The 25,461-nt window shown below is 43.3% G+C and carries 17 protein-coding genes and 1 pseudogene; 13 read left to right on the top strand and 5 right to left on the bottom strand.

Features of this window, described 5'->3' with window-relative positions; genetic code table 11:
* Window positions 1-17 precede the first annotated feature (17 nt).
* The 8 genes and pseudogenes from B4K26_RS12770 (at window position 18) to B4K26_RS12735 (ending at window position 12,888) form a co-directional block, all read left to right on the top strand.
* Window positions 18-380, top strand: a complete 363-nt coding sequence (locus B4K26_RS12770; protein ID WP_296245903.1) for a response regulator — start codon at window positions 18-20, stop codon at window positions 378-380.
* 3 nt (window positions 381-383) lie between these two features.
* A complete protein-coding gene (locus B4K26_RS12765; RefSeq protein ID WP_296245902.1) occupies window positions 384-914 on the top strand; it encodes a chemotaxis protein CheW in 531 nt (176 codons plus the stop codon).
* Window positions 915-1,111: 197 nt separating this feature from the next.
* Window positions 1,112-2,494 (top strand): annotated as a pseudogene (locus B4K26_RS12760) (methyl-accepting chemotaxis protein); the annotation flags it as partial.
* Window positions 2,495-2,600: 106 nt separating this feature from the next.
* Window positions 2,601-3,608 (top strand): CheR family methyltransferase, encoded by a 1,008-nt coding sequence (locus tag B4K26_RS12755; RefSeq protein WP_296245901.1) that lies wholly within the window; start codon window positions 2,601-2,603, stop codon window positions 3,606-3,608.
* Window positions 3,609-3,638: 30 nt separating this feature from the next.
* Window positions 3,639-10,643, top strand: a complete 7,005-nt coding sequence (locus B4K26_RS12750) for an Hpt domain-containing protein (RefSeq protein WP_296245900.1) — start codon at window positions 3,639-3,641, stop codon at window positions 10,641-10,643.
* Complete coding sequence (locus tag B4K26_RS12745) at window positions 10,633-11,679, top strand: chemotaxis protein CheB (protein ID WP_296245899.1); 1,047 nt, start codon at window positions 10,633-10,635, stop codon at window positions 11,677-11,679. Before B4K26_RS12750 ends, B4K26_RS12745 begins: the two co-directional genes overlap by 11 nt.
* Window positions 11,676-12,179, top strand: a complete 504-nt coding sequence (locus tag B4K26_RS12740) for a hypothetical protein (protein WP_296245898.1) — start codon at window positions 11,676-11,678, stop codon at window positions 12,177-12,179. The genes B4K26_RS12745 and B4K26_RS12740 overlap by 4 nt, the downstream gene beginning before the upstream one ends.
* 181 nt (window positions 12,180-12,360) lie before the next feature.
* A complete protein-coding gene (locus B4K26_RS12735) occupies window positions 12,361-12,888 on the top strand; it encodes a cytochrome b (protein ID WP_296245897.1) in 528 nt (175 codons plus the stop codon).
* Between the two features lie 102 nt (window positions 12,889-12,990).
* Here B4K26_RS12735 and minE read toward each other — a convergent pair whose 3' ends face one another.
* The 5 genes from minE to B4K26_RS12710 form a co-directional block, all read right to left on the bottom strand.
* Window positions 12,991-13,281: a cell division topological specificity factor MinE gene (minE, locus tag B4K26_RS12730; protein WP_296245896.1), complete on the bottom strand. Its 291-nt coding sequence runs from the start codon at window positions 13,279-13,281 to the stop codon at window positions 12,991-12,993.
* Window positions 13,281-14,096, bottom strand: a complete 816-nt coding sequence (gene minD / locus B4K26_RS12725; RefSeq protein WP_296245895.1) for a septum site-determining protein MinD — start codon at window positions 14,094-14,096, stop codon at window positions 13,281-13,283. Before minD ends, minE begins: the two co-directional genes overlap by 1 nt.
* 426 nt (window positions 14,097-14,522) lie before the next feature.
* Window positions 14,523-15,401, bottom strand: coding sequence for a septum site-determining protein MinC (gene minC / locus B4K26_RS12720; protein ID WP_296245894.1), 879 nt, complete (start codon window positions 15,399-15,401; stop codon window positions 14,523-14,525).
* 109 nt (window positions 15,402-15,510) lie between these two features.
* Window positions 15,511-16,605: a hypothetical protein gene (locus B4K26_RS12715; protein WP_409521365.1), complete on the bottom strand. Its 1,095-nt coding sequence runs from the start codon at window positions 16,603-16,605 to the stop codon at window positions 15,511-15,513.
* A 265-nt stretch (window positions 16,606-16,870) separates the two neighbouring features.
* On the bottom strand, window positions 16,871-17,839 hold the full coding sequence (locus tag B4K26_RS12710) for an acyltransferase (protein WP_296245892.1): 969 nt from the start codon (window positions 17,837-17,839) through the stop codon (window positions 16,871-16,873).
* A 499-nt stretch (window positions 17,840-18,338) separates the two neighbouring features.
* Here B4K26_RS12710 and B4K26_RS12705 point away from each other — a divergent pair, with 499 nt between their 5' ends.
* The 5 genes from B4K26_RS12705 to B4K26_RS12685 all read left to right on the top strand — a co-directional run bounded on the left by B4K26_RS12705 (window position 18,339) and on the right by B4K26_RS12685 (window position 25,459).
* A complete protein-coding gene (locus tag B4K26_RS12705) occupies window positions 18,339-18,992 on the top strand; it encodes an OmpA family protein (RefSeq protein ID WP_296245891.1) in 654 nt (217 codons plus the stop codon).
* A gap of 273 nt (window positions 18,993-19,265) precedes the next feature.
* Window positions 19,266-20,720: an imelysin family protein gene (locus tag B4K26_RS12700; RefSeq protein WP_296245890.1), complete on the top strand. Its 1,455-nt coding sequence runs from the start codon at window positions 19,266-19,268 to the stop codon at window positions 20,718-20,720.
* Window positions 20,721-21,037: 317 nt separating this feature from the next.
* Window positions 21,038-22,693, top strand: coding sequence for a di-heme oxidoredictase family protein (locus B4K26_RS12695; RefSeq protein WP_296245889.1), 1,656 nt, complete (start codon window positions 21,038-21,040; stop codon window positions 22,691-22,693).
* 90 nt (window positions 22,694-22,783) lie between these two features.
* Window positions 22,784-23,929, top strand: a complete 1,146-nt coding sequence (locus tag B4K26_RS12690) for an imelysin family protein (RefSeq protein WP_296245888.1) — start codon at window positions 22,784-22,786, stop codon at window positions 23,927-23,929.
* Between the two features lie 3 nt (window positions 23,930-23,932).
* Complete coding sequence (locus B4K26_RS12685; RefSeq protein WP_296245887.1) at window positions 23,933-25,459, top strand: DUF1513 domain-containing protein; 1,527 nt, start codon at window positions 23,933-23,935, stop codon at window positions 25,457-25,459.
* Window positions 25,460-25,461 lie beyond the last annotated feature (2 nt).

Here is a 25,461-nt window from a genome sequence, read left to right as displayed (position 1 = left end):
AAATAAAGGAAATACCTATGACTACTGTTTTAGTCATTGACGACTCGCCATCCGAGATGGCGAAATTTCGCGACATGCTTTCTAAAAATAACTTTCAAGTATTAGAGGCGACTAATGGAGAGCAAGGCTGTCAGATGGCCGCCGATCATCTACCAGACGTCATTCTAATGGATGTAGTGATGCCTGAGATGAATGGTTTTCAGGCAACCCGTAAGATTACACGCGGTAAAACGACGTCTCATATTCCTATCATTATTATTAGTACCAAAAATCAAGAAACCGATCGAGTATGGGGCAAGCGTCAAGGCGCTAAAGAGTATATTACTAAACCAATTGACGAAAGCGGTCTGGTCCAGATAATTCGCAAAGTAATGGGGTAGCTTGTGGCATCCAGAGGATTTATTGAGCTGCTGCGCATAGCAGACTTAGCACGCGCGCGCAAAAGTGATCGCCGCGGAGGAAAAGAGTTTGATTGGCAAGGAGTGGTATTTGAAATTGGCGGTCAGCGTTTAGTGGCGCCGATGGGCCAAGTATCAGAAGTACTCTCCATGCCAGAATATACCAGCTTACCTTTAGTAAAGCCTTGGATGCTCGGCATCGCCAACATTCGTGGGCGCTTGTTACCATTAACCGATTTGTCTCGGTTCTTACAAGTGCCCAGCCGATTATCGCAAATGAGCCAGCGTAAAGTCATTGTTATTGATTATCATAATATGTTTTCAGGACTGCTGGTCGATCAGGTGCTTGGTATTGAGCAATTTACTCAAGACCAATACCGTGCAGAAGCGCTTGAGCCTAGCTCACCGTTTGCGCCTTATAACCACGGCAAGTTTTTTAAAGATGAGCAAGATTGGTATGTATTCATGCCAAGCTTACTGGCACAGGATTTGCAATATATCGATGCCGCCATATAAACCTAAGCATAAAGTTCTTTAATAAATAACTGCTTCGGGTAAATTAACCGCTCTAACAAACAACTGTTTTTGTTAAAGCGACATTGGTTAAAACGATAGAAGAACAAAGGCTGACATGGTTCGATGATATGTCAGCATTCATACCGGCTTTGTGAATCACTGTTGTTTTGATAGCAATATGATTTCAGAGTCAGTCACGACACGACTTTGATGATTGTTTGAAAGGAATAGGCACGATGAGTGATGTTATAAGCAGCCCTGTAGCTGGTACGAATAAAACAACGACAGATGTTAATAGTAAATGGAAGCTATTATTAGGGCTTTGTGCTTTAGTGAGTGTGGCTTGCCTGTTTTGGCTGGTCAGTTCATTATCATCGGTCAGTCAGTATTTAACGGATTTTAATCAGTCAGTCATATTACCAATGATTGTCTTTGTTTTAGGGGTAGTTGGTGCATTATTTGCTTTATACCAGTTACTAAAACAACGTGGCGGCTCAGAACGTTTGCTTATTGAAAAAGAAACCTTACGCCGTCGTCAAGAAGCGGAAGCGGAATCTGAGCGCGCTCGTCAAATCCAAGAAGAGAATGAGCGAAACCAGATTGCAATTTTACGCTTACTTGATGAGCTGGGCGATTTAGCAGATGGTGACTTGACGGTAAATGCGACCGTATCAGAAGATTTTACTGGCGCGATTGCTGACTCTGTTAACTTTGCGATTGACCAATTACGTCAGTTGGTACTAGTCATCAACAGTACCGCGGAGCGCGTTTCGCAGTCGTCAGAGCAAACGCAGATGAACGCGGTTGAACTTGCTGAGGCATCTGAGCACCAAGCACAAGAAATCGCTGGGGTATCAGCGGCCATTAATGAGATGACGGTATCGATCGACCAAGTATCCAATAACGCTTCAGAATCAGCAACGGTTGCACAGCGTTCAGTTGCCATTGCCTACAATGGTGCAGAAGTGGTACAACGCTCAATTGAAGGTATGAACGTTATTCGAGATCAGATTCAAGAGACCTCAAAACGTATCAAACGCTTGGGTGAATCTTCGCAAGAGATTGGTGATATCGTTGGTCTGATTAACGATATTGCTGACCAAACCAACGTTTTGGCGTTGAATGCTGCGATTCAGGCGTCGATGGCAGGGGAAGCCGGTCGAGGCTTTGCGGTGGTTGCCGACGAAGTTCAACGTCTGGCTGAGCGTTCAGCAAACGCAACCAAACAGATTGAAACGCTAGTAAAAACCATTCAGGCCGATACCAGTGAAGCAGTAATGTCAATGGAATCAACGACCTCTGAAGTGGTTCGTGGTGCTCGTTTGGCAAAAGATGCAGGTGAGGCGCTAGAAGAGGTGCAAACCGTTTCTAATACTTTGGCTGATCTTATTCAAAACATCTCTAACGCGGCTATGCAACAGGCCGAGTCTGCCGGTCATATCTCGCATACGATGAATATCATTCAAGATATTACCTCACAAACCTCATCAGGTTCGATGGCAACAGCGCGTTCTATTGGTGAGCTGAGCGAAATGGCGGCGGCACTGCAGGAGTCGGTAACAGGCTTCAAGATTTCTAATAATGATGAGCAGTTGGATCAAGAGCTGATCGACGATGAATATTTAGAGATTGATGAAATAATTTCGGATAGTATGTAAAAACGATTGGTTATTAATAGCGGGTCACGTGAATAATCATACTCAAAAAGACAGCCTTATCATGAATAAAGCTGACGCTTTAGCGGCCGAAGCTTTAAAGCATGATGCTGCTTTTGATAGCGAGCAGTGGCAAAATTATATAGAGCAAGAGATTGGCTTTGTATTACCGCCTATTCAGCGTAAGTGGTTGGTCAACGCAATCAGTCAAACGGCGTTATTGTATGGTCTGACCATCACACAATTATGGAATCAGCTACCGATTAACTATGAGCTGCGTCAGCAATTATTGGATAAAGTGCTGATTCATGAAAGCCGCTTTTTTCGGCATCTGCCTTCGATAAAATTTGTCACTGCGTGTGCTTTGCAGCATCAACGAGCGCAGCTAATCAATGCCAGCTCTAGTAACCATACTGCTAGCTCTAGCGACCATACTAATAACAGTAAGGCTACTAAGCTTGATGAAACATTTCGTATTTGGAGCGTAGGCTGTGCTAGTGGGCAAGAGACTTGGTCGCTGGCCATGAGTTTGGCGACAAAGCAGCTGGCTAATTACACCATATTAGGGACTGACGTCAGTCAGCAAGCTTTAAAAAAAGCACGCCTAGGACGGTATGATAAAAATCAACAGGCTTTAATTCCGCAAGATTGTCAGCAGTTTATCCAGCCATTGCGCCCAGCAAGCATCATTGAAGAACTACGCTTTCTTCCTGTGGCTATTAAAGAAAATACGGAAAAAAGAGTTCGTGAGCACTGGCAGGTTATGCCGACGTTAAAACAGCATGTACACTTTGCTTTACACAACATTATCGATAAAAAACCGCCAACGCCGCATTTACAACAAGTAATTGTCTGCCAAAACATGCTGCTCTATTTTCGTAAGTTTGATCAGCGTGACATCTTAGCGCGGCTATCAGAGCAGTGTGCGTTGGGTGGTTATATTATATTGGCTCCAGGTGAGGCGTTATTTTGGCGTCCTTCAAACATGCGCCGTATTGCGCACCCACAGATTAACGCATGGCAAAAAATCAGTGCCTAAATTAGCGCCTAGACGAGTTAGGATAAATTTATGAAAAACCAGCCCAATAACATGGTGACGCTTGAGTGGTTATTACCAGTGTTTAGTCAGCAATTATCACAGATAGCTGATGGCTGGCAATTAGGTGAAAAAAGCGCTGATTATGAGCAGATGGTACAGAGCTATCATCAGATTAGTGGCGCCTTGACCATGATTAACTTGCCAACATTGGCTAGTTTGGCCACTAAACTTAGTTTACTAGCCGAAGTAGAAGCAAACAGCTTCTGTGCCGATGCGAGCCATGTTGGTCAAGTAGCGCATCGATTACTTACGCGTGAGCTGATTTACTATGCGCATACGGGTAATCAGCACAGGGCTTTGATAAATAAAACATCAGCTGAGCTGACGCAAGTCTTAGCACGTTATGATATAGCGACCGATCATCTTGATGCTTATTTAGACTCTGAAGATAACAGTTCTGCTAGCGTTGCTAATCATGACCCTATTGAAATTGTGATACCAGCCATTATAGATGTGGTCAGTTTGGATGATGAGCAGTATCAGCAGCTATTATTGGTTTGGCGTCAACAAGTGCAAGCGTTACTCGCAGCTGATACCAATAATCCTTCTATACTGGCGATCTTGGAAAAGGTCAGTCAATACTTATGGCAAACGACACAAGATGGCGATTTGCAGCGTCTTTGGTATTTGACTGAAATTTGGTTGCATGACCTTGCATATAATGAAACTCCGCTGCCTAAGTATTATGCGGCGCTATTAAGTCAGTTAGATGCGCTGATAGAGTCCGGCGCCCAACAAAGTAAGGTATCGCCGAGCCTTATCGACAACCTCGTAACAAGTATTTATATCGAAAGCAGCAGTCTTGCCAAACATAGCGAGAATACTCTGTCTATACTGCGCAGCGCATGGCAACCGGATATAGAAACGCGCTTTTTGCCGCGCATATTAAATGATATCGATACTCTTATTTTTAGTCTTGATAAACCGAAAACCCTAATTAAACCACTACAACAAATAAGCAATCAGCTAGAAAGTCGAGGTTGGACATTATTTGCCTCACAAGCGGCATCAATCCTAACGGATATAGAACGTGACTTAATTGCACACAATGAAGTGATAAAAGAGCAGTCAAAAGAGCAGTGGCAAATTGAGCAGCAACTCCAAGAATTACATAATGCTATCTACAATACTGAACAAATTATCTCAAGCAAGATAGGGGACGCTGCTTCTTTTATTCCTAAAGCTGAAGTTATTGCTAGTGATAACTTGGATAGCTTGCAAGTAGAAAATAGCCACCAAATTATCACAAACGATAAAGAGTTGCGCGAGCTACGTATTGCTGTCGAAGATGTTAAACAAGGCTTTAACGATTATATTCAGCGCCAACACATAGAACTATTGCCAGACACAGCGGACTTTACCAAAATTGGCGCTGCCTTCGATAGCATGGGTCTGCCATCCATTCGCCAAGCCACAAATAAAATAGCTGATATATTCGACCAACTAAACACCCATGAGATTGAAATACTTAGCTGGGATGTTACCCAAGCCTTAGCAGAAGGTTTGACCTCTATTGAGTTGCTACTTGACTATCTTGCTCAGCAAGTCTTTGATCAACCATTACTAACAAAGGCAAACGCATATATCGATAAGGCAGCAGCGCTGCTTGGTGGCTATATTGAGGCACCTGAAACGGTTAATGATACCTTTTTAACTCAAAAACAAGTGACAAATGATGTACTGCGCTATGATGACAGTGGTGAGATTGCGCCTATTAATAGTAAAAACATTGATTCAGCTAACGATAGCAGTACGAACAATAGTGATAAAACAGAGAGCGCCGCTTTATCAAATGCTCGCAGTGGGCTTAAGCCCGATAACTTTGATGTTGATGAAGATATTCGTGATATTTTTATCGAAGAGGTTGAAGAGGTTGTTGCTGACTTAGAGGATTTTTTACCAATTTGGCAACAAGATGCGCAAGACTTAACGCCATTAACTGAAGTACGTAGAGCGTTCCATACCCTAAAAGGGTCAGGACGAATGGTTGGGGCTTTTAGTATTAGTGAGATGGCCTGGTCAATTGAAAATCTGCTCAATCGTCTGTTGGACAAAACATTACCGGTGACAGATGAGGTCGTTGCGCTAGTAACCCAAACTACCGAATGTCTGCCAGCGATGTTGGGTGATTTTGAAGCGCAGGACCCGCCAAGTTTTGATCCTGCCATTATTATCTTGCAAAGCAACAATTTAATGAGCCAGCAACCTATGTATACTGGTTTAGAAGCGTTTGAAGGTAATTCTTCTACAGACAATATTGAAGAAAATAATGCGATATCAGAAGAAGAACTGTTGTCGGATGAGGCAATTTTAGACATTGAACAAATAGACAATTCAGATATAACGGTTAGTATTAGCACCTTTAACGAAGTTTTTGAAGCGGAAAAAGAGCTTTCCGCTTCATTAGTAGATTTAGAAATACCCGCTGTATTAGAACCATTTATGTTAGCTGCTCAGCCGCTACCGATGGATGCCAATGATGCAGATCCTGATATTAAAGAGATATTTATCGAAGAGGCCAATGAAGTCTTGGACGAAATTGGTCCTCTGTATGAGCATTGGCAGCTTACTCCTAATGACTTGAGCAAACTCACAGACATTCGCCGCGGCTTTCATACCTTAAAAGGTTCGGGTCGAATGGTTGGTGCTCATTATAGCGCTGAGTTAGCGTGGTCGATAGAAAACATGCTGAACCGTATTTTAGACAATACTATTGCAGCTTCTATAGATATACAGCAACTTATCGGTGATGTATTAGCAGCTTATCCAGCATTGTTAACTACCTTTGAAAGTGACAGCCAAGACTATCCTGCGATTGTGTCATTATGGGTGGCTTGTGCTCAGGCTTACAGCAAACAGTTGGGTGATGAATTCAGCTACCGTATGCTACATAGTCAACTATTTATGAGCTCTGAATCACAGTATGATACAAGCACTGCTCACAGTTCTGATGATAAAAATTTTAATGATAAGAACTCTGATAAGAAACGTGCTGGCGATAATGGTTATGATAATGTCGACAGTGACAACAATATTGACAGCATGTTACAAACGATTCATTCTATGAATGAGAAAATAGCAGAAGCGCCCATCGTTTTGACGCCTCGGAGCGAGGAAGAGCAAGCCTTTTTTGATATTTTTGTTGAAGAAGCGGAAGAGTTATTAGAAAGCGTAAATGACTTTGTCCATCACCATCAAGATGAGGCTTATATTACTGTGAGTGATGAGATTGTCCGCGCGTTTCATACCTTAAGGGCGGCTTCTGGCTCGAGCGCGTTGGCAGCAATTAGTGAGGTCGGCGCGACCATAGAGCAAAGTTTAGAGCTTCTACAGCAGCAAGATACACCAATGAATGCTCAACATCTAAAGGCGCTCGCTCAGTCTGTGACGCTTGTTGAGGGCTATCTAGACAATTATAAGCTAGACAATGACAAACAAAACGTTCAGGAGCAAGATGTTCCGTTAGAAGAGATGCAAAGTCAGCAAGACATTGCCTCTTTACAAGCCATGCTTGGTGAGCAGTATCATATTAGCGATAGCGAAAACCCAGTCGATGATAGGCCAACGATAAATCAATTGTTGGATGATCACATCAATGAATTACTGGATGCTGAATGGCAGCTAGAAGCCGTCTTTAACAATTCAGACGATGCACAAGCTCAGGCTTATATAGCGCAGCAAATTTCACAGATAAAATACCTAACCAGCAAGGCACAAGCGTTTCCAAAATTTACTACCGTTCTCAATGAGTTAGGCAATGCTTATGCTTATTTAAGTCAACATCCTAAAAAGTCTGCTGATACTGAGATTCAGGCAGCTTTACTTGCTGGGCACGCGCAATTGGTCGGTTTATTTGATGCTTTAGCAGCCAGCACCTCGTTAAAAATCGACAAGCAAATCCTTGAGCAGTTACAAAATATTTCTCAAAGCGACGACAGTAATGATGAGAGCGCTGATGGCAATATAGACATTAATATTAATGCGCGAGCTAGTGTTGACGCCGAAGATGAGGTGACAGTGCAAAGTATTGCGGCGCCTAAGCTTGCGCTTGAGACTATCGATACCGATATTGAGCTATTAGAAATTTTCTTAGAAGAGGCACAAGAGCTTGATGATGCGCTAAATGAAAGCTTTAGTAAATGGCGCTCTGATATTAAGAATATCAATACCTTAAAAGTCTTACAACGCCACCTGCATACCATCAAAGGTGGGGCGCGAATGGCGGGAATTCGTAGTATTGGCGATTTAACCCATGAGGCGGAGAGCATTTACGAGGCGTTTGTCGAAGAAAGACGTGTGCCAGATTCTCAGTGGCTTGAAATTATGCAAGTTGTGCAAGACACGTTGTCATTGCAAGTAGCGCATATTGTCCGTTATCAACAATCATTTTTTACCCCTGAACTGATTGAGCAATTACAGCAGTTCGAAAAAGCGGCAGCGTTACCAAAAACCGTCGAACTTATTGTACCGATGCCGAAACATCAGGCTACTTCTGATTCCCAAATCCTCGCAGATGAGTATACACATCGTATCGAAAAAACTGCTGATACTTTAAGTTTAGATAGAATCATTCAACAATCATGGGCGCACGGCTTGCCTGACCCTGATATTTTAGAGGTGTTTTTAGAAGAAGCCGAAGCGCTGACCAACCGCAATGAATATCTGCAAGCATTTTTAAGTGATGCAGGCGACACGGTCGCACTGCAGGCGTTACAGCGCGACTTACACACTCTAAAAGGTGGCGCGCGGATGGTCACCGCAAGCGGTATCGCCGATCTTGCGCATGAAATGGAATCCGTTTATACCGATTTTATTGATCGCCGCCGTCCTGCTACCAAAAAAGTCTTAGAGCTATTAGTAGCTTGCCATGACTGGCTGGCAGATGCCGTGTTTATTCTCGCGCAACAGGTGAATCCACCAACGCCGGACTTGCTAATTGAATCGCTGCAGCAATTTAGTAAAAATCCTGATAGCTTAAAGCACATTCCGAAAGAGTTATTGCAGCCGCAGCGTGACGCTATTTTAATGGCGAAAGAAAAGCAAGAATCAACCTATATCCAAAAGGATATTAGTGAGATGCCACTGATGGTAGTAGACACGGCTGAGCAAGAACACAACGCCAGCAACAGTGAGATGATTCGTATATCAAGTGGCCTGATTGAGCATATGATTAATTTATCGGGCGAGTCGGCGATTAACCGCGCTCGTATCGACATGGGCATGAGTAGTTTGACTACTAGTATTGAAGAGATGGGCACAACTGTACAGCGTTTGGCAGATCAGTTGCGCCGGATGGAGATTGAGCTCGAGGCGCAGATTTTATCGCAGATCGATGACGAATTAGTCAACCATGAAGGCTTTGACCCTCTCGAGATGGATCAATATTCGTCACTAAATCAGTTGTCAAAATCTTTGACAGAGTCGGCCTCAGATTTGGTCGATATCAATCATACTTTACTTGAAAAGATGCGCGATAGTGAAAGTCTATTACTGCAATTATCGCGGACGCAAACTGAGCTTCAAGATGGTTTGATGAATTCGCGAATGGTATCGTTTACGCGCCTGACGCCAAGGCTTGAGCGTATCGTGCGCCAAACGGCCAATGAGCTTAACAAATCGGTTGAGCTAAAGATTATCAATGCTGATGACGAGATGGATAGAACCATCCTAGAGCGCATTACCTCGCCGCTTGAGCACATGTTACGAAACGCTGTCGATCACGGGATTGAAACTGTTGCCACGCGCCTAGAAGCGGGCAAAGAGCGTAGTGGTCAGATTACTTTAGAAGTACTGCGTGAAGGTAGTGAAATCGTCATCCAGTTAACCGATGATGGACGCGGCATTGATGTAGAAGCGGTACGTAATAAAGCCATTTCTCAAGGTTTGATTGACGCAAAAGATACCAGTTTAAGCGACCTTGATATCATGCAGTATATCTTTAATGCCGGTTTAAGTACCAGTAAACAGGTAACGCAAATATCAGGTCGCGGTGTCGGTATGGATGTCGTGATCAGTGAAATTCGCCAATTAGGCGGGTCGGTATCGGTGGTCTCAGAGCTTGGTAAAGGCTCCCGCTTTACGATGCGCGTGCCGCTGACAGTTGCCGTCTCTGATGCTTTGGTGGTTCGCGCAGCAGACCGGTATTATGCGATACCATTGGTGCAGATTGAGCGTGTGGTACGTATCAATCCAGAAAAAATTTATGATTATTATCAATCAGGTGCGACCACACTTAACTTTGAAGGTACCGATTATCGCGTCCGTTATTTAAACGAGATTTTATCTGGTAATAAACTCAATGAGCTGGTCGTTAATACCAATACGAGCGTTCCGCTCATTATCATTAAAAACCGTAGTGGACAAAACATGGCGCTACAGGTTGATCAGATTGCAGGATCACGTATTGAAGTCGTAGTAAAACCTTTAGGGCAACAATTCTCAAACTTATCAGGTATCTCAGCTGCGACAATCATGGGTGACGGCTCAGTAATGCTTATTCTTGATTTAATCGCGTTGATGCGAAATACCGCTTTGATGAAGGAAATAACAAAACCTGTTATCGGTATCCGTAGCAGTTCAGAATCTAAAACCACTATTTTGGTCGTCGATGACTCAGTCACAGTCCGCAAAGTCACCTCACGTTTCTTGGAGCGTCAAGGTTTCAATGTGGTACTTGCCAAAGATGGTATCGATGCGCTTGAGATTCTACAAGAAGCGACACCAGATTTAATGCTACTTGATATTGAAATGCCGCGGATGGATGGTTTCGAAGTCGCAACACAAGTCCGCCATAATAGACGTCTGCAACATTTACCTATTGTTATGATTACCTCACGAACCGGTGAAAAGCATCGTGAACGAGCATTTGAGATTGGAGTCAATGACTACATGGGCAAACCCTTCCAAGAAAGCCAGCTTCTTAATAAAATCCAAGTGTTGTTGGGTATAGAGGCTAACTTAGTCCATGAAGGATAATGTTCATGCCTTGGCGCTAAAAGATAAGCATAAAAGTGATATCAAGGTATTGGTTGTCGCAGAGGACCATCATCAGCGCATGGCTTTTTCAGATACTGTGCGCAGTTGTGGTTTTCAGCTGATTGACTGCGTATCACGGGTACAGTTGCAAGATAAGCTGAATGGCTATGCAGCGGCTATCGATATTTGGCTCATAGACGGCGATTATGACGATCATATGGCAACAGCGACGACGACAGCCTCTAAAGCTGCCGCCGTGTTAGTAGGATTTAGTCAAGCCCCTTATCTTAATGAAGCCCAGCAATATGCCAAATGGCAGCGTAAACTCAAGCGTAAGCTTGCCCAAATGCTGGCGCTACCTCTATTAAATAGTGCAGTAGGTAGTCCTACTTATAAGAATACTACTTATAAAAATGGAACCGATGATTGGCGTTATGTGGTGTTTTTAGGCGCTTCAATGGGTGGTCCTAGCGCAGTCAAAGAATTTTTAGATCACCTATCGCCTGCGCTACCTGTGAGTATTTTATTGGCCCATCATTTTAACCAAACGATGATAGGTACTCTGCCACGCATACTTAATCGTCATAATGACTGGCGCTGTCGGTTAATTACCTCCTCACAGCGTTTGCGCGGTGGCCAATGCTTTATTGTGCCCATTGATAAACAAATTGTTTGCGATTCAACTGGTCGTATTATCTTAATAGATCAGGCGTGGGAGGGCGATTATAAGCCCGCTATCGGTCAAATCTTGAAAAATACCAGTGATGTTTATGGCAGTGAGCTTATCAATATTATCTTCTCAGGGATGGGAAATGATGGTTCGCAATATTTGGACTTAATCCAAGACAATGACAGTCAATTGTGGGCGCAAGACCCAAGTTCAAGCGCTTGTCCGAGTCAGCCGCAGGCGATTATTGATTCAGAATATTGTCAGTTCGTCGGTAGTCCCAAAGCGTTAGCAGAAAAACTTACCAATTATATTGCTGAAAGGGCGGCGGACGCCTCTTCGGATTCATTTATTGTGAGCGACTTATGAAACAGATTTTAAAGCATTCGTTTGAGGCCGTAAGCTTATTAACCACTAATAATGGTATGCTCGACGTAACGATTGTCCCAGCAGTTGACCAACCTGACTGGATTATTCCTAGTAGTCTGATTTTAAGTGTTGATGAGTATAGCGAACATACATGGAATTATGAATGGCAACAACAAGAAGTCGCCGTATTTCACCTATTGCCGCGCCATCAAACGCCGGAAAAAATGATTGTCTTGGAAGGGAATACGGCCGCCCATCGCATCGCGCTACAGACGGCAGGAGAGCTGCGCCAACTGCAGGTGCGTATCTCTGATGTCAAAGATATCGATCTGCCTGAGCATTTTATCAAAACAGACCGCAAAATCGATACTGATCAGCAGCGCGTTCAAGAAGATGTTGTGCTATCCTACCTCTTTCAAACGGTTATGATTGATAATACGCTTTACTTGGTGCCAGATTTAGATAAAATCGCCCACCAATTGGTTGACTTAGACAGTTAATTTGCTCATGGTTATGCTTCTTATAATGGACTTTATTGTTAGCTCTAAGATAAAATTATTAGCCATGATATAAACAGTCAAAACGCTTCTTTATCGGCCGATAGCTGTTTATCCAGGTTATTTCATGAACATCAGCCAGTACCGATGGGCACAATGAGCAATAAGGGTGATAAAATACACTATGAATAACGTCCATTCAAATCTAACAAGGTGGTCGGTTGCTAGTCGAATTTTTCACTGGGTTAGCGCCATTTTATTACTGATCACTTGGATTATGATACTTCTATATGACAATCTTGATGGCAAGGTCTATATCGGTTTGCACAAAGCATTTGGGATCAGTTTGTTATTTTGGATGATTGCCCGCGTGATCAGTCGCCTATTTACTAAAGTGCCACCAGCAGTTGTGATGCCAAGATGGCAAACACTCCTATCACATCTATCACACTTTGTTTTATATGTTTTATTAATTGCTATGCCCATTGCAGGGCTACTCATGACTGTTTACGGTGGCCGAGCGGTTGACGTTTTTGGCTTATTTCAAATCCCCGTTTTTGTTACCCCAGATAGAGGTTTGGCACGGCTTTTTAATGACTGGCATACCGATATTTTGTGGCCGATGATTATCGCTTTCACTGTGCTTCATATTGGCGCTGCTTTATACCATCAATTTATTAAAAAAGACAATATTATGGCGCGTATGAAATAGCGGCTTAAAGATAAGAAAAAATGCGCACAGAAAAAAGCCCTAAGTCTAATTCTTAGGGCTTTTTTGGGTAATCAGAACTGTATAAATATAAAGTTAGTCAGTCTACTTTTTATGTTCAGGTAAACTGATATTCATCTCAAGCACGTCTAGGCTATCTTCAGAGCGGTGATTGATATTGACATCATCAATCTGAACGCCGTTGACGTACTTATTAACCACTTCTAGTATTTCACGTTTCATTTTTTCAATACGGTCGGCAGTCAAACGATTATTCAAGCGATTTTCGCTTGCAACGATGACTTTTAGACGCTCAGTTGCCATATTGGCACTACCCGTATTACTGCTGTCATCAGTGCCGAATAGGCTACTCCAAAATCCTTTTTTCTTACTCATTATTGACCTCCAAACCAGCGCTGTAACAGGCTTTTCTTCTTCACATCAATGTGACGTAATGGACGCTCTTCCCCTAAGAAACGGGCAACGATATCGTCGTAACACTGTCCGGCGACAGAGTCGGTATAATGAATCACCGGCTCACCGTGATTAGACGCTTCAAGCACTGAATGGCTTTCAGGAACCACACCCAGTAACGGTACCTTTAGAATATCGTTAGAGATAGTATTAATATCCATCATCTCGTTAGCAGCTGCGCGATCTGCATTATAGCGAGTAATGATGAGATGCTCACGTACAGTCCCTTGATCTTCAGCCACTTTTTTGGTTTGGCTTTGCAAGATACCAATAATACGGTCCGAGTCACGTACTGAAGAGATTTCAGGATTGGTGACAATAATCGCTTCATCAGCATGATACATCGCAAGCTGTGCACCGCGCTCGATACCAGCAGGCGAGTCACAGATAATATAGTCAAACTGCTTGGATAGCTCATCCATGACTTCTGCCACGCCTTCGTCTGTTAACGCATCTTTATCTCGCGTTTGACTGGCAGGTAGAATATATAAATTTTCTAGTTGCTTGTCTTTTACCAGCGCTTGGGATAAGCGTGCATTACCATTGATAACATCGACAAAGTCATAAACAATTCGATTTTCGCAGCCCATAATCAAGTCCAGATTACGTAACCCTACATCAAAATCGATAACAACCGTCTTATAGCCACGTAATGCTAAACCGGCAGCAAAAGAAGCGCTGGTCGTGGTTTTGCCCACACCGCCTTTACCCGAAGTGATTACAACAATCTTCGCCACAATGGCACACTCCTATGAATTAATGGGATATTTATTAGATGAAACAGTATAGATATAAAGTAGCACAATTATTCGTCGTTTACCTAGCGTATATATGCTATCTGCGAGCGTAAGCCTAGCATACATATACAAAAACTTATAGCCAGTCTGTATTTAAGCATAAAAAACAGCCGCTATAAGAATTTATGCCAGCTCTGTAACCTGTTAAATAGCTATTCAATGTCAACGCTCACAGTAGCAAAAATAGGCTGGTAAATAGTGGCAGAGCTAAAAATTCATCATAGCGCAATTTTGTTAAATAAACTTACTATAATATTAACCATGATGTTTAGATGCCACTTAGTGTTTATCGCTGAATTCCTTGAATTCCTTTAAGTTAACCGTGATTGCATTGAGTCTCTGAGTCATAGAATTGCCAGATAAAACCTAAGCATCGTCCATGACGGTAAAGACCAAGCCTTGACCTTCTAAATAACGCACTTCAACGGATTTATCAATCACGTGCTCAGGTAGGTTATCGCGTAAGCAATACGTGCCAGCGACTGATACCAAAGAAGGATTAAATACTTGGCAGAAAATACGCGCGTCTTTGTCACCCGTTGCGCCTGCAACCAATCGTCCTTGGGCGCGGCCATAAACGTGCAAGTTGTTGTCAGTGATGGCTTCGGCGCCGCTATTGACGCTGTTGGTTAAAATTAAATCACCGCCGACATGATTGAGACTTTGCCCTGAGCGTAGCATTTGATCATAAATAAGACTGGTAATATGCTCAGCGCTAATGAGCGTTTCTGCCGTCAAGGTGGTTTCAGTCGTTGCATTTACCTCTGCAGTGGCAGCAGCTTGGCTATTTACAGCTGAGCCAATATTATCCGTAGTAGGACTGACAGAATCGTTTGCAGGTGTCGTTTGTGCGCTGTCCTTAGAAGCGGCGACTTGGCTTAGCTGAGCAGTGGCTTTTTTACTGGGTAAAATACGCTCGATACGTTTACCATCTGCTGGGAATATCGCCAAGCGCAGCTCATGTGCTTGATTGTCAAGTAATCCCGTGACCACGCCAATAGGTTGCAGACCCCACGACCAAAGCAGTTCTACCAATGCCGATAAATCTTGCTCAACCTCACTGTCAATCAATACAGGGATATTGCTATTTTTATGGCTCAGAGTGGTCTCAAGCTGGCTGGTAATCGCCACAAAATCATCGGTGCTAAACTGTAGCCGCGAAAAGGTCAACATCTTACCGTAAAATGCCAAAGCTGGCGTGTTAGGGGAGTCAAGCGCCTGCTGATTATTGTCTGAAATCGTCATAATATAAATCCTCAAAAATGGTCGTGTTGCGGTGTTCACGATGCCGTTTTTGCCTCGGCATATAGCATCAAAGTATGATTATCGAAAAATCTGGTTCTTATTAAAAACATTATAAATTGAGCATGTCCTGATGCTTCCATTGCTGGACCTTTATTTGAGCTTCAAATTCATCTAAACCATCAGCGATGATGCTTGCGATTAACGTATCAAGTGCGCTGTTATTAGTATCGATTTGAGAGACGCCGCTGGCGATAGCAACCATTAAAGCATCGATACGTTCGGCATCAAGGAGGCGCTCATTCAGCGCATATACCACGTTTTCGCCAATATTGTGCCCGACATGCTGGAGCTGAGACTCAATTAAAGTGCCGGCAATGGGAATCATACGCAGATAGCGGCGTAACTCAGGCGTATTGGCCAGCCCATCTTTAATCGCATTACCCATTTCCGTGGCAATCATAGCACCGCCGCCCGAGGATTCGGTTAATGCTTGCAGCTTTGGCGCGAGTTCAGTGCGCAGTAGCGATAGCAATGCTGCTTCAATCTCATCGCGATTGCGCGCGATAGTAGAATCGATAAACGACTTATGCATTTTAGGATCAGTTAGCTGCTGGCGAAAGCTCTGAACGGTCGTTAAGATGACGCGATCAGACAACTCTTCTAACAGTAAATTGATATAAAAATTAATGCGATTAATCCATGGCTGCGGCAATACCTGATAACCCAGCTGATATAAGCGGCGTCCGATAATCACGGCGCGAAATAAACGCAGCGCGCGCAGCTGCGGAAAACAGCCCAATACCTCATACCAATGCACAAAAGGGAAGAAAAACCAGCGGTAATAAATTTTTTGTTTAATGGCAATCGCCCAGCGCAACAGCAGCTCAGCAATCAAAAATAGGGTAAAAAAGCCGCCTGCGGTTCGTAACGTATCATGGACATGGTTGCGATACCAATTTAGTGTCTCGCTCATTGCTAAACGCGGCGCCGTATTGCTACTAAAATTACTCATCAAGATAGCATCGATACTGATGAGTAATAAATCAATACTGATGGCAATAATCATCACGATATCATAGGTCAGCTTCAAGCGATTGGGCTTGGGACGATTTGGTTTTGGCGGCGGGCTATGCGATAAATCTAAGGACTGATTGAGCGCGGGCGTTGGTTTTATAGGCGCGCTGGTAGTAGAAGAGGCGGGCACAGTCATACCTTATTAAATAGTAAATGGCTTAGTAGTGAAGCGCTTTGCGCCAACCACTACCAAATAAGCAACGAGTTTTAACGGTTATTCACATTATCAATGAATCATGCCAAAAAACAAGCCATCAACCATTATAATTTGGTATTTTATCTCTTATCTTTTTATATAAAATCCTTTTGCATAAAATCTTTTTGCATAAAAACTTTGATATACAATCAGTCGCCCAGTTCGCCGACTGAAAGAAGAGAGGGTTTTGAATATTATTCTAAGTGTTTGATGTTTGAGCGACCTTTCTTTCATCAAATTCAGCAAGCATTTTTGTAATGCGCTGGTCTTTTTGCTGCCAAATTTGCTCGACCCAATCAAACATTCGTGCTTTGATTGTGTCATCGTTTTCATAGCCGCCGTTTTGAATGCCAGCAAACAGGTCTTCGGGTATGTCGATATAACGGACATCAACGCCCAAGCGTTTGATATTGCCTTTCCATAAATCGCCATAGGTCGGCACGCCGTCGGGATAAACGATGGTCATATCTAGGATACCATCGATGTTAGCGCCCAAAGCGTTAATAGCTAGTGATAAACCGCCAGCGCGCGGTTTTAATAGATGCGTATAAGGGGAGTTTTGCTTATCGTGTTTTTCTTGGGTAAAGCGTGTGCCTTCCAAATAATTTAATAAGGTAAACGGCTTATCTTTTAATAATGCACAAGCGCGCTTGGCTTCTTCGATATCTTTACCTTTAAGGGCAGGGTTTTTGGCGATCTCCTCTTTAGAGTGCCGGCGCATCATTGGAAAGTCTAAAAAGTAAAATGCTTGCCCAACGATAGGAATGTAAATCAGCTCAAACTTGGTAAAGAAACGCGTCAGCGGTAAGCGCTTTTCACTGATGTACTGCACGATACTAGTATCTACCCAGGATTGATGGTTGCTGACGAGCAGATATTTACCATCCAAACGTACATCGTCCGGCAAATCAACACGCCAGTCTTTACGGGGCAAAATAGTATCGATCAGCGCATTATTGCTACTAATCCAATGGTCAGCAATCTTAATCACTGTTTTATCGGCGATAGGAGCACCCGTAATGATTTTACCCACGCCCATGAGCCATAACGGAATGCTGCCCCCAAAGCTATTGGCAGCGATGACGCCACTGGCTGTTACAAGCGACATTGCCTTGCCAAGTTTTGGAGCCCGTTCGTGAATTTTTTGCATAGCAGCGTTCAAGCGCATATCCAATCCCTTCCTATTTATTTCGTTAATCTCTCAAGCTTTTTTAATCGACTGTTTGCAAAACCTTCGAGTGGCTGTCACCTTTCTTATAAAAGCTCTTTTATTGGTTAAAACTTTTAGCGTTAATAGCAGATAAGCCCTTATTTAAGTTCAATCTTTATTTGGCTTTATACTTTTATAGTATCTTTGTCGCCAGCTGCTTTATTGGCCAATTTTAGCAGAAAAGAATTAGAGTGTACGATTGTAAACGTGACTTGCGGTAACAAATAAGGTGCTTTTATAAACAATGAGCTATAAACACCTATGCACTTTTCATACATAGATGTGACAAAATATTACACATAAATAGACGGTAATTGTCATAATGACAACAAGTGTGCGTAAACGAATAAAGGCGTTTATTAACATATCGTTGTGATAAGCAATTGCGATAAGTAATATTTATAAAAAACATAATTTATCTATTAATATTCAATTTTTTAACTTAAGAGGACTTATTATGCGTAATACATTAATGGTTGCAGCGTTGGCATCAGGTTTGGCTTTAAGTGGTTGTGCTACTGATCCAAATACTGGACAACAACGTTTAAATAAAGCAGCAATTGGTACACTAGCGGGTGCAGCAGGCGGCGCAGCTATTTCAAAAGCTACGGGCGGTAGCAAAACTGGTCGTGATGCGGCTATCGGTGCAGCATTGGGTGCAGGCGTAGGCTACTACATGGAGCGTCAAGCGAAGCAGCTAGAGCAGCAAATGGCTGGCACTGGCGTGACCGTTACGCCAAATGCAAATGGTAATATTGATCTAGTTATGCCAGGAAATATCACATTCTCGTTTGATGATGCGTCTTTGAACCCATCGTTCAGACCAACGCTTGATAAACTTGCGGCTACAATGAATGAATATAACCAGAACACTATTACTATTGCCGGTCATACCGATAGTAAAGGTTCTGATTCTTATAACATGAAATTATCACGTGATCGCGCTTATGCAGTAGCAAACTATCTAAGTGCTCGCGGTGTAGCATCTAGCCGTATTAATGTAGTTGCTTATGGCGAGTCTCGTCCAGTTGCTGATAATAGTTCTGAATACGGCCGTCAACAAAACCGCCGTGTTGAGTTGACCGTTAATGCGCCAAGTAGCGTTCGTTAATTGATGCCAGTGCATTAGTAATTTAGAATTATATAAAAGAGACCGACGTAAAGTTGGTCTTTTTTTTGCTTAAAATGTGTCTAATATTCAAAAAATTATATTTGATAATAGTTATCAATAACATTATAATTTGCAGGGATTGAATTTTGTCAGCATTTAATTAGGATTTAAATAAATACTAGATTTTACCTTGTTGAAATTATCATTCTTTAAACTCCCTTTTACTATTTTATCTTTTGCCATCTTATTTAATATATTTCATCGAGGACGTGTATGAATAACAGCCCAGCGACAAGCCGTAAAATTTTACCGACTACTTTAGCTGCTGCATTGGCAGGGATACTGCTCGTATCAGGATGTACCAAACAGTCTGATGAGACCGCAACGGCAGATACGCAAGCTGACGTCAAAGCGGCAGAAAACACGGATAGCAAAACCTCGTCAGCTGCTGATCAGGCGCATACCGATCGCTTATTGATTAGCTATGCGGACATGGCGCACGCTGCCTACAAGGATGCTTTAGAAACCGCCAAGACGTTACAAACGGCAGTCAATACTTATGTAGAAACGCCGACTCAAGCCAATCTGGATGCCGCAAAATTGGCGTATAAAGCCGCGCGTCAGCCATATTCACAGACTGAGGTGTTTCGCTTTGATGAAGGTTTTGTGACTGCTAATGATAAACGTGCGATTGGTAGTGTGGATGGTTGGGAAGGGCAGGTAAATGCTTGGCCGCTTGATGAGGCATTGATTGACTATGTCAGTGACAACTATGAAGGCGAATATAACAGTCAAGACAATATTATCAATAGCGACAGCATCACGGTTGGTAGCGTCAAGCAAGATACGAGTACTATTACACCTGAACTACTGGCTGAGATGAATGAGATTGGTGGTAGCGAGGCCAATGTCACCACGGGCTATCATGCGATTGAGTTTCTGCTGTGGGGTCAAGATACCAATGGTGTCGGTGAAGGCGCAGGTAATCGTCCGGTTAGCGACTATATGACTACCGATGGTGAATGCACCAGCGGAGAAACTAAAAACACCGATGCCAGTATTTGCGAGCGCCGTGGACAGTATTTAAAAGCGGTCACTCAGCTATTGGTCGATGATTTAACCGCGATGGAAGCTCAGTGGCAACCTGATAGCGAAAATACCCTACGTAGCGACATGATGGCACGTAAAGACAAAAACGGCCTACGTCAAATCATGTATCAAATGGGCAGCTTAGCACTTGGTGAGTTGGCCTCTGAACGTATTCAGGTAGCTTTCGTCACTGGCTCTACCGAAGATGAGCATGAATGCTTTAGTGATTTGACCCATTTGAGCTATGCTAATAATGCTCGTGGTATCCAAAATATTTTTAATGGCAGCTACAAAACTGTCGCTGGTAAAACAGTGGGTGGTTATGGACTAAAGAACTATCTTGTCGATACCGGCAATAAAGAAGCGGCTGATCAGTTAGTGGCTGACTTTGCTAAAGTAGAAGCGGCATTTAATGTGATTGTTGAAAAAGGCGAGAAAGAAGGCATCAAGGTAGATCAAATGATTGCCACGGTAGGTCAAGCCAGCAAGCATGGTATCTCTGCTGAGGAGCAAAATAAACGCCGCGGCTGGATTGAAAGCAGCATTACGAGTTTACAAGAGCTAACAGATGGGATCGAAAATGCGGCAAAAGCAGTTGGCATCGACAATCTAGATGCTGATGCAGGCTCACAGTTTTAAGATAGCGCTTACTGTTTAAGGCAATGCTTACTGTTTAAACTTAGAGTGCTATTCATTGCCTGTATTTATATGCCTGATGAGTCGTTATCAGTGAATGAGAATTATTTTCATGGAAAAATAATTTAGGTATAATATACACGCTGTCGATCGCTGTTGGCAGCGTGTTTTTTTTTAGCACAATAGAATAGACAAAGATGTTAGGCGCAGCGATTATTTATCGAAGTGACATAATGATCGACTAGAAATACTTATCGAATAGAAGTGAAAAAATTATAGCACGCGTTTTTAATGGTTCTATATCAGAACTAAGGTCCCCTATGAGCAGCAGTAAGGTGTTAACAACCAAACAATCTATCGCGTTCTATTCCTCTTTGATATTTAAGAATTCGCCATTCAAGCTATCATTAGGAATAGCATGTGCATTATCATTAAGCGCTTGCCAACCGAGTGATAATGCTGCTAATAATAATGATAGCAAAGCTCAAGAAAATAGCCATTCGCAAGCCATAACTTCTGAACGTGCTCAAACAATTGAAGCGCTAGCAGGCGTACCTATGCAGCAGCTCGCCAGCTTTGATCCGCAAGAAATTAAGCAAGGTGGCGATACTGGCATTAGCATTACCACTAGCGAGAGCTACTCTAAACCTTCCTCGAATATCACTGCCTCACGTAAAGGCGCATTCTTTATTGGTAATGCGTTTTTTAGGCAACCTTGGGTGGTCGCGCCGGCGAGTACCGATAGCCGTGATGGGCTTGGTGCCTTATTTAACGTTGCTGCTTGTCAATCGTGTCATATCAAAGACGGTCGCGGTCATGCGCCGATGAGCAGTGATGACGATGCTGACAGTTTACTCATCCGTCTTGCGATGCCTGCTACCACCGACGAACAACGCCAGAAATTAAAAAATTCATTGATTGAAAAAGTCGTCCATCCTATGTACGGCGGTCAATTGCAGGATCGCGGCGTTCAAGGTGTCCCTGCCGAAGCAAGAATTGCGGTACAGTGGACAGATAAACCGGTTACCTTTGCTGATGGTCATGTCGAGACGTTGCGCGCGCCAACCTTCAATTTGACCAAACCGGGTTATGGCCCATTTGATGATGAGCTGATGGTGTCGCCGCGTGTTGCTTTGCCGATGATTGGGCTGGGGCTGCTCGAACAAATCCCTGACGACGATATCAAAAAACAAGCGATAAAGGCAAATAATGCCGATAGCGACATTAGCGGCAAATTTAATATGGTGATGGATCCGCAAACGGGTAAAGTCGCCTTGGGACGTTTTGGCTGGAAAGCGGGCCAAACCAAACTGATTACCCAAAATCAAAGTGCGTTTAATGAAGATATGGGGCTGACTTCTAACATCCGTCCGCATGAATCGTGTATGCCAACGCAGACTGCTTGTGTCAATGCAGCGACTGGCGCTGATGAGCAAGGTAATGGCAAACCGCCCGTCGAAGTCAACGATGAAGTAGCAAAGTTCGTCGAATTTTATACCCGTAATCTGGCGGTGCCGCATCGCCGCAATGCCGAAGACGAGTTGGTGTTGGCAGGCAAAAAACGTTTTTATGATATGGGCTGTCAAAGCTGTCATACGCCAAGGTATCATTTGCTAAAAACCGATGATGACCATCTTGAGCAGCACGGACAAGTGATTTATCCTTATACGGATTTGTTGTTGCACGACATGGGCAATGATCTTGCCGATCGTACAATAGCGGGCAAACTGCCGTCAAAAGATTTACAGGTTGAATTTTTAGCCAATTCTTATGAATGGCGTACGCCTGCATTGTGGGGCATTGGCCTTGCGCAAACGGTCGATCCGCAAGCGACATTTTTACATGATGGCCGCGCGCGCACCTTAATGGAAGCGGTGCTCTGGCATGGCGGCGAAGCGGAAAAACAGAAACAAAAAGTATTAAAGTTAGACAAACAAGGTCGTGCTGAGTTAACAGCTTTCTTAAAATCATTATAAAAATTAAGCTATATATTTTAGCTATACTTCTTATATGTATCGATTTAAATAATTACGTATATCAACGCCCCTATAAATACTGAGAAATTTATGAAGATAAACCCTGCTTTAGCAATGGCACTATCCGCACTAAGTGCTGGTATTCTTATCAGCTGCGTCAAACCTGCGGAAGAAAATAAAGTGCCAGAGGTAGACAGCCAAGTTGCACAAGACAAAAAAGCAACCACTAGTGCCGATGACAATAGTGGCAGTGCAGTGAAAGTGACTGCGGTTGATATTAGCGCCGAGACCGGAAAAACCTATTTGTCCCATGTGGCAAAAGATATCGTCATCCCAGTCTATGCTGATGTGGCTAAGCAAAGCGATTTATTACAGGATTTGGCACAAAAGCATTGTCAACAAGCGCCAGTTAGCGGTGAAGAATTAAAAGAGTTACGCGATCAATGGCTTGTGTTGGCACAAGCATGGGCAGGCGCTGAGATGGTTAACTTTGGTCCAGCGACCGCTAGCATGAGTAATTTATATATCAATTATTATCCTGATGAGCGCGGTTTGGTTCACAGAGGCGTTGCTGACTTGATTGCCGCTAATCCTAACCTCACCGCTGAGCAGTTGGTTAACGAGAGCGCGATTGTTCAAGGTGTGCCAGGCCTAGAAGAAGTTCTCTACGCTAACGATAGCTTAAATGCTGGGCAATGCGCCTATGTGGTCAGTGCCAGTAGTGCGTTAAACACTCGACTCAAAAACATCGAAAAGGACTGGCAGCAAAACTCAACCGATTTATTAGCGATTGATACCACCACTGATAACGATCGAGGTCTGAACCAGTGGTTTAACTCGTTACTTTCATTGGTTGAAACCATGAAATCTAATGCTATCGATCAGCCACTGGGCCTAACGGGTAAAGCAAAAGGACATCTGCCAGCCGCTACCGCTGGACAAAGCCGCGCTATTATCAACGCTAAATTGGCTATACTAAATAAAGCCCTGACCGATCCCGTCTTAACTGCCATTCTTGGTAGTAACAATGAAAATGAAGTAGCGGATAGTCTATCGACCGCGCTTGCTGAAACCAGCACGCTATTGGCGCAAATGCCAGAAGACTTGTCCAATGCTGATAAAGCGGCTCAGCAAGAATTGTATGACCATCTGACGACTATTACACGCTTGATTAAGCGCCAATTGATTCCGATCCTTGGCCTGCGGGTTGGCTTTAACAGCACTGATGGCGATTAAATAATGCCTACTACCAACGCCAAGATGGCAGACAAACAACAAGATAAGCAGTCTCACTACGAGCTGGTTGCAACATCCGCATTGACAGCACTTTGCTCAGTCATAGGTTCAGCTGCGCTTGTCGGAATGCATCATCGTTATCGTAAGCAGTATCAGCCTAATGCAAGCTTACGGGATTATGTGACTGGAATTCGCTCGCAGTTACAGCCGTCAATGTCAGCACCTAAGCGTCAAGTATCACAACTTCGTTACGCCTGTCAGCAAGCCGCTTTTGCGTGGCAAGAAGCTTATCGCTCACCGACAGGTGCCGAGCATTTTACTCATAATAATAGCGTCACTGAATTTAGCGCACTACACACCACCACAGTGCTAGCGCGTCCTATTTGCTGGGTTAGCGGTGTGGCGTCTATGCCAAAAAATATCGCCTTAGCAAATGATGATGATAGTCATGAAAATGACTTTGGCGTGGTTGGTATCAACGCCGATAGACAAATCGTTTGGCAAACTACCATGCCTGAACGTGTGCATGATATTGTCGTCCAGCCTATTTCTAATGCGCAAAACTCATCTGCTAGAAATGACCAAACACGCGATGTTGTCGTTATGGGCCGTCGCCCAAGTGAGAAGTTCTGGGTATTAGATACAGCAAACGGACAAGTAAAGTTTGCTATTAAAGCATCAACGCACCGTCATTTTTACGGTCATGCTTGCTATAGCTTAGATGGTAAACTGCTCTACGTGACCGAGAATGACACGATAAGTTTAGACGGTAAAGTTGGCATTTATGATGCCTATGATGATTATAAAAAAATAGCGGAATTCGATTCTTATGGTATCGGACCGCACGAGCTTATCATGCATCCTGATGGCGAAACGTTGGTGATTGCAAATGGCGGTATTAAGACTGAGCAAGCCTCTCGTGAAGAGTTAAATTTAGACAGTATGCGCCCTTCATTGGTTTACCTTAATCGTCATGATGGCGCTTTACTTGAGCAAATTACGCCTGAGCACAATCAAATGAGCGTTCGTCATTTGGCAATGCACAATAATGGTACTGTGATGATAGGTATCCAGTTCCAAGGTGAAAAGCACATCAATGTACCACTGGTGTTGACGCACAAGCGCGGTGATGATGATTTTAAAGCACTTGTGATGCCCAATAATCAATGGCAACGCTTCCATCAATATATTGCTAGCGTGGCAGTCGATAGTGAGCGTGACCTATTATGCGTGACCACACCGATTGGTGGCTGCGCGGCGATTTACGATTTAAATACGCGAGCATTAATTGGTGATGTTAATTTACCAGATTGCGCAGGGGCAGCAGTATTTTTTAACCAGAGTACTAATGAAAAAGACAATAATATTGAGAAATCAGGTTTTATTGTTAGCGATGGTCAAGGTCAGTTAACCACGTTAGGGGTTAATCAATTAGGCGCAGAATTGGATACTGTCAATAAAAGTGAGCGTATTTTTACAGACAGCAAATGTCATATGATGTCGTTTGACAATCACTTGCAAGCGCTTTAAAT

The organism is Psychrobacter sp. UBA6766 (assembly GCF_002453355.1).
Taxonomy (GTDB): domain Bacteria; phylum Pseudomonadota; class Gammaproteobacteria; order Pseudomonadales; family Moraxellaceae; genus Psychrobacter.
Note: the sequence above shows the minus strand (reverse complement) of the source record. Positions and strands in the feature narration are given on the sequence as shown.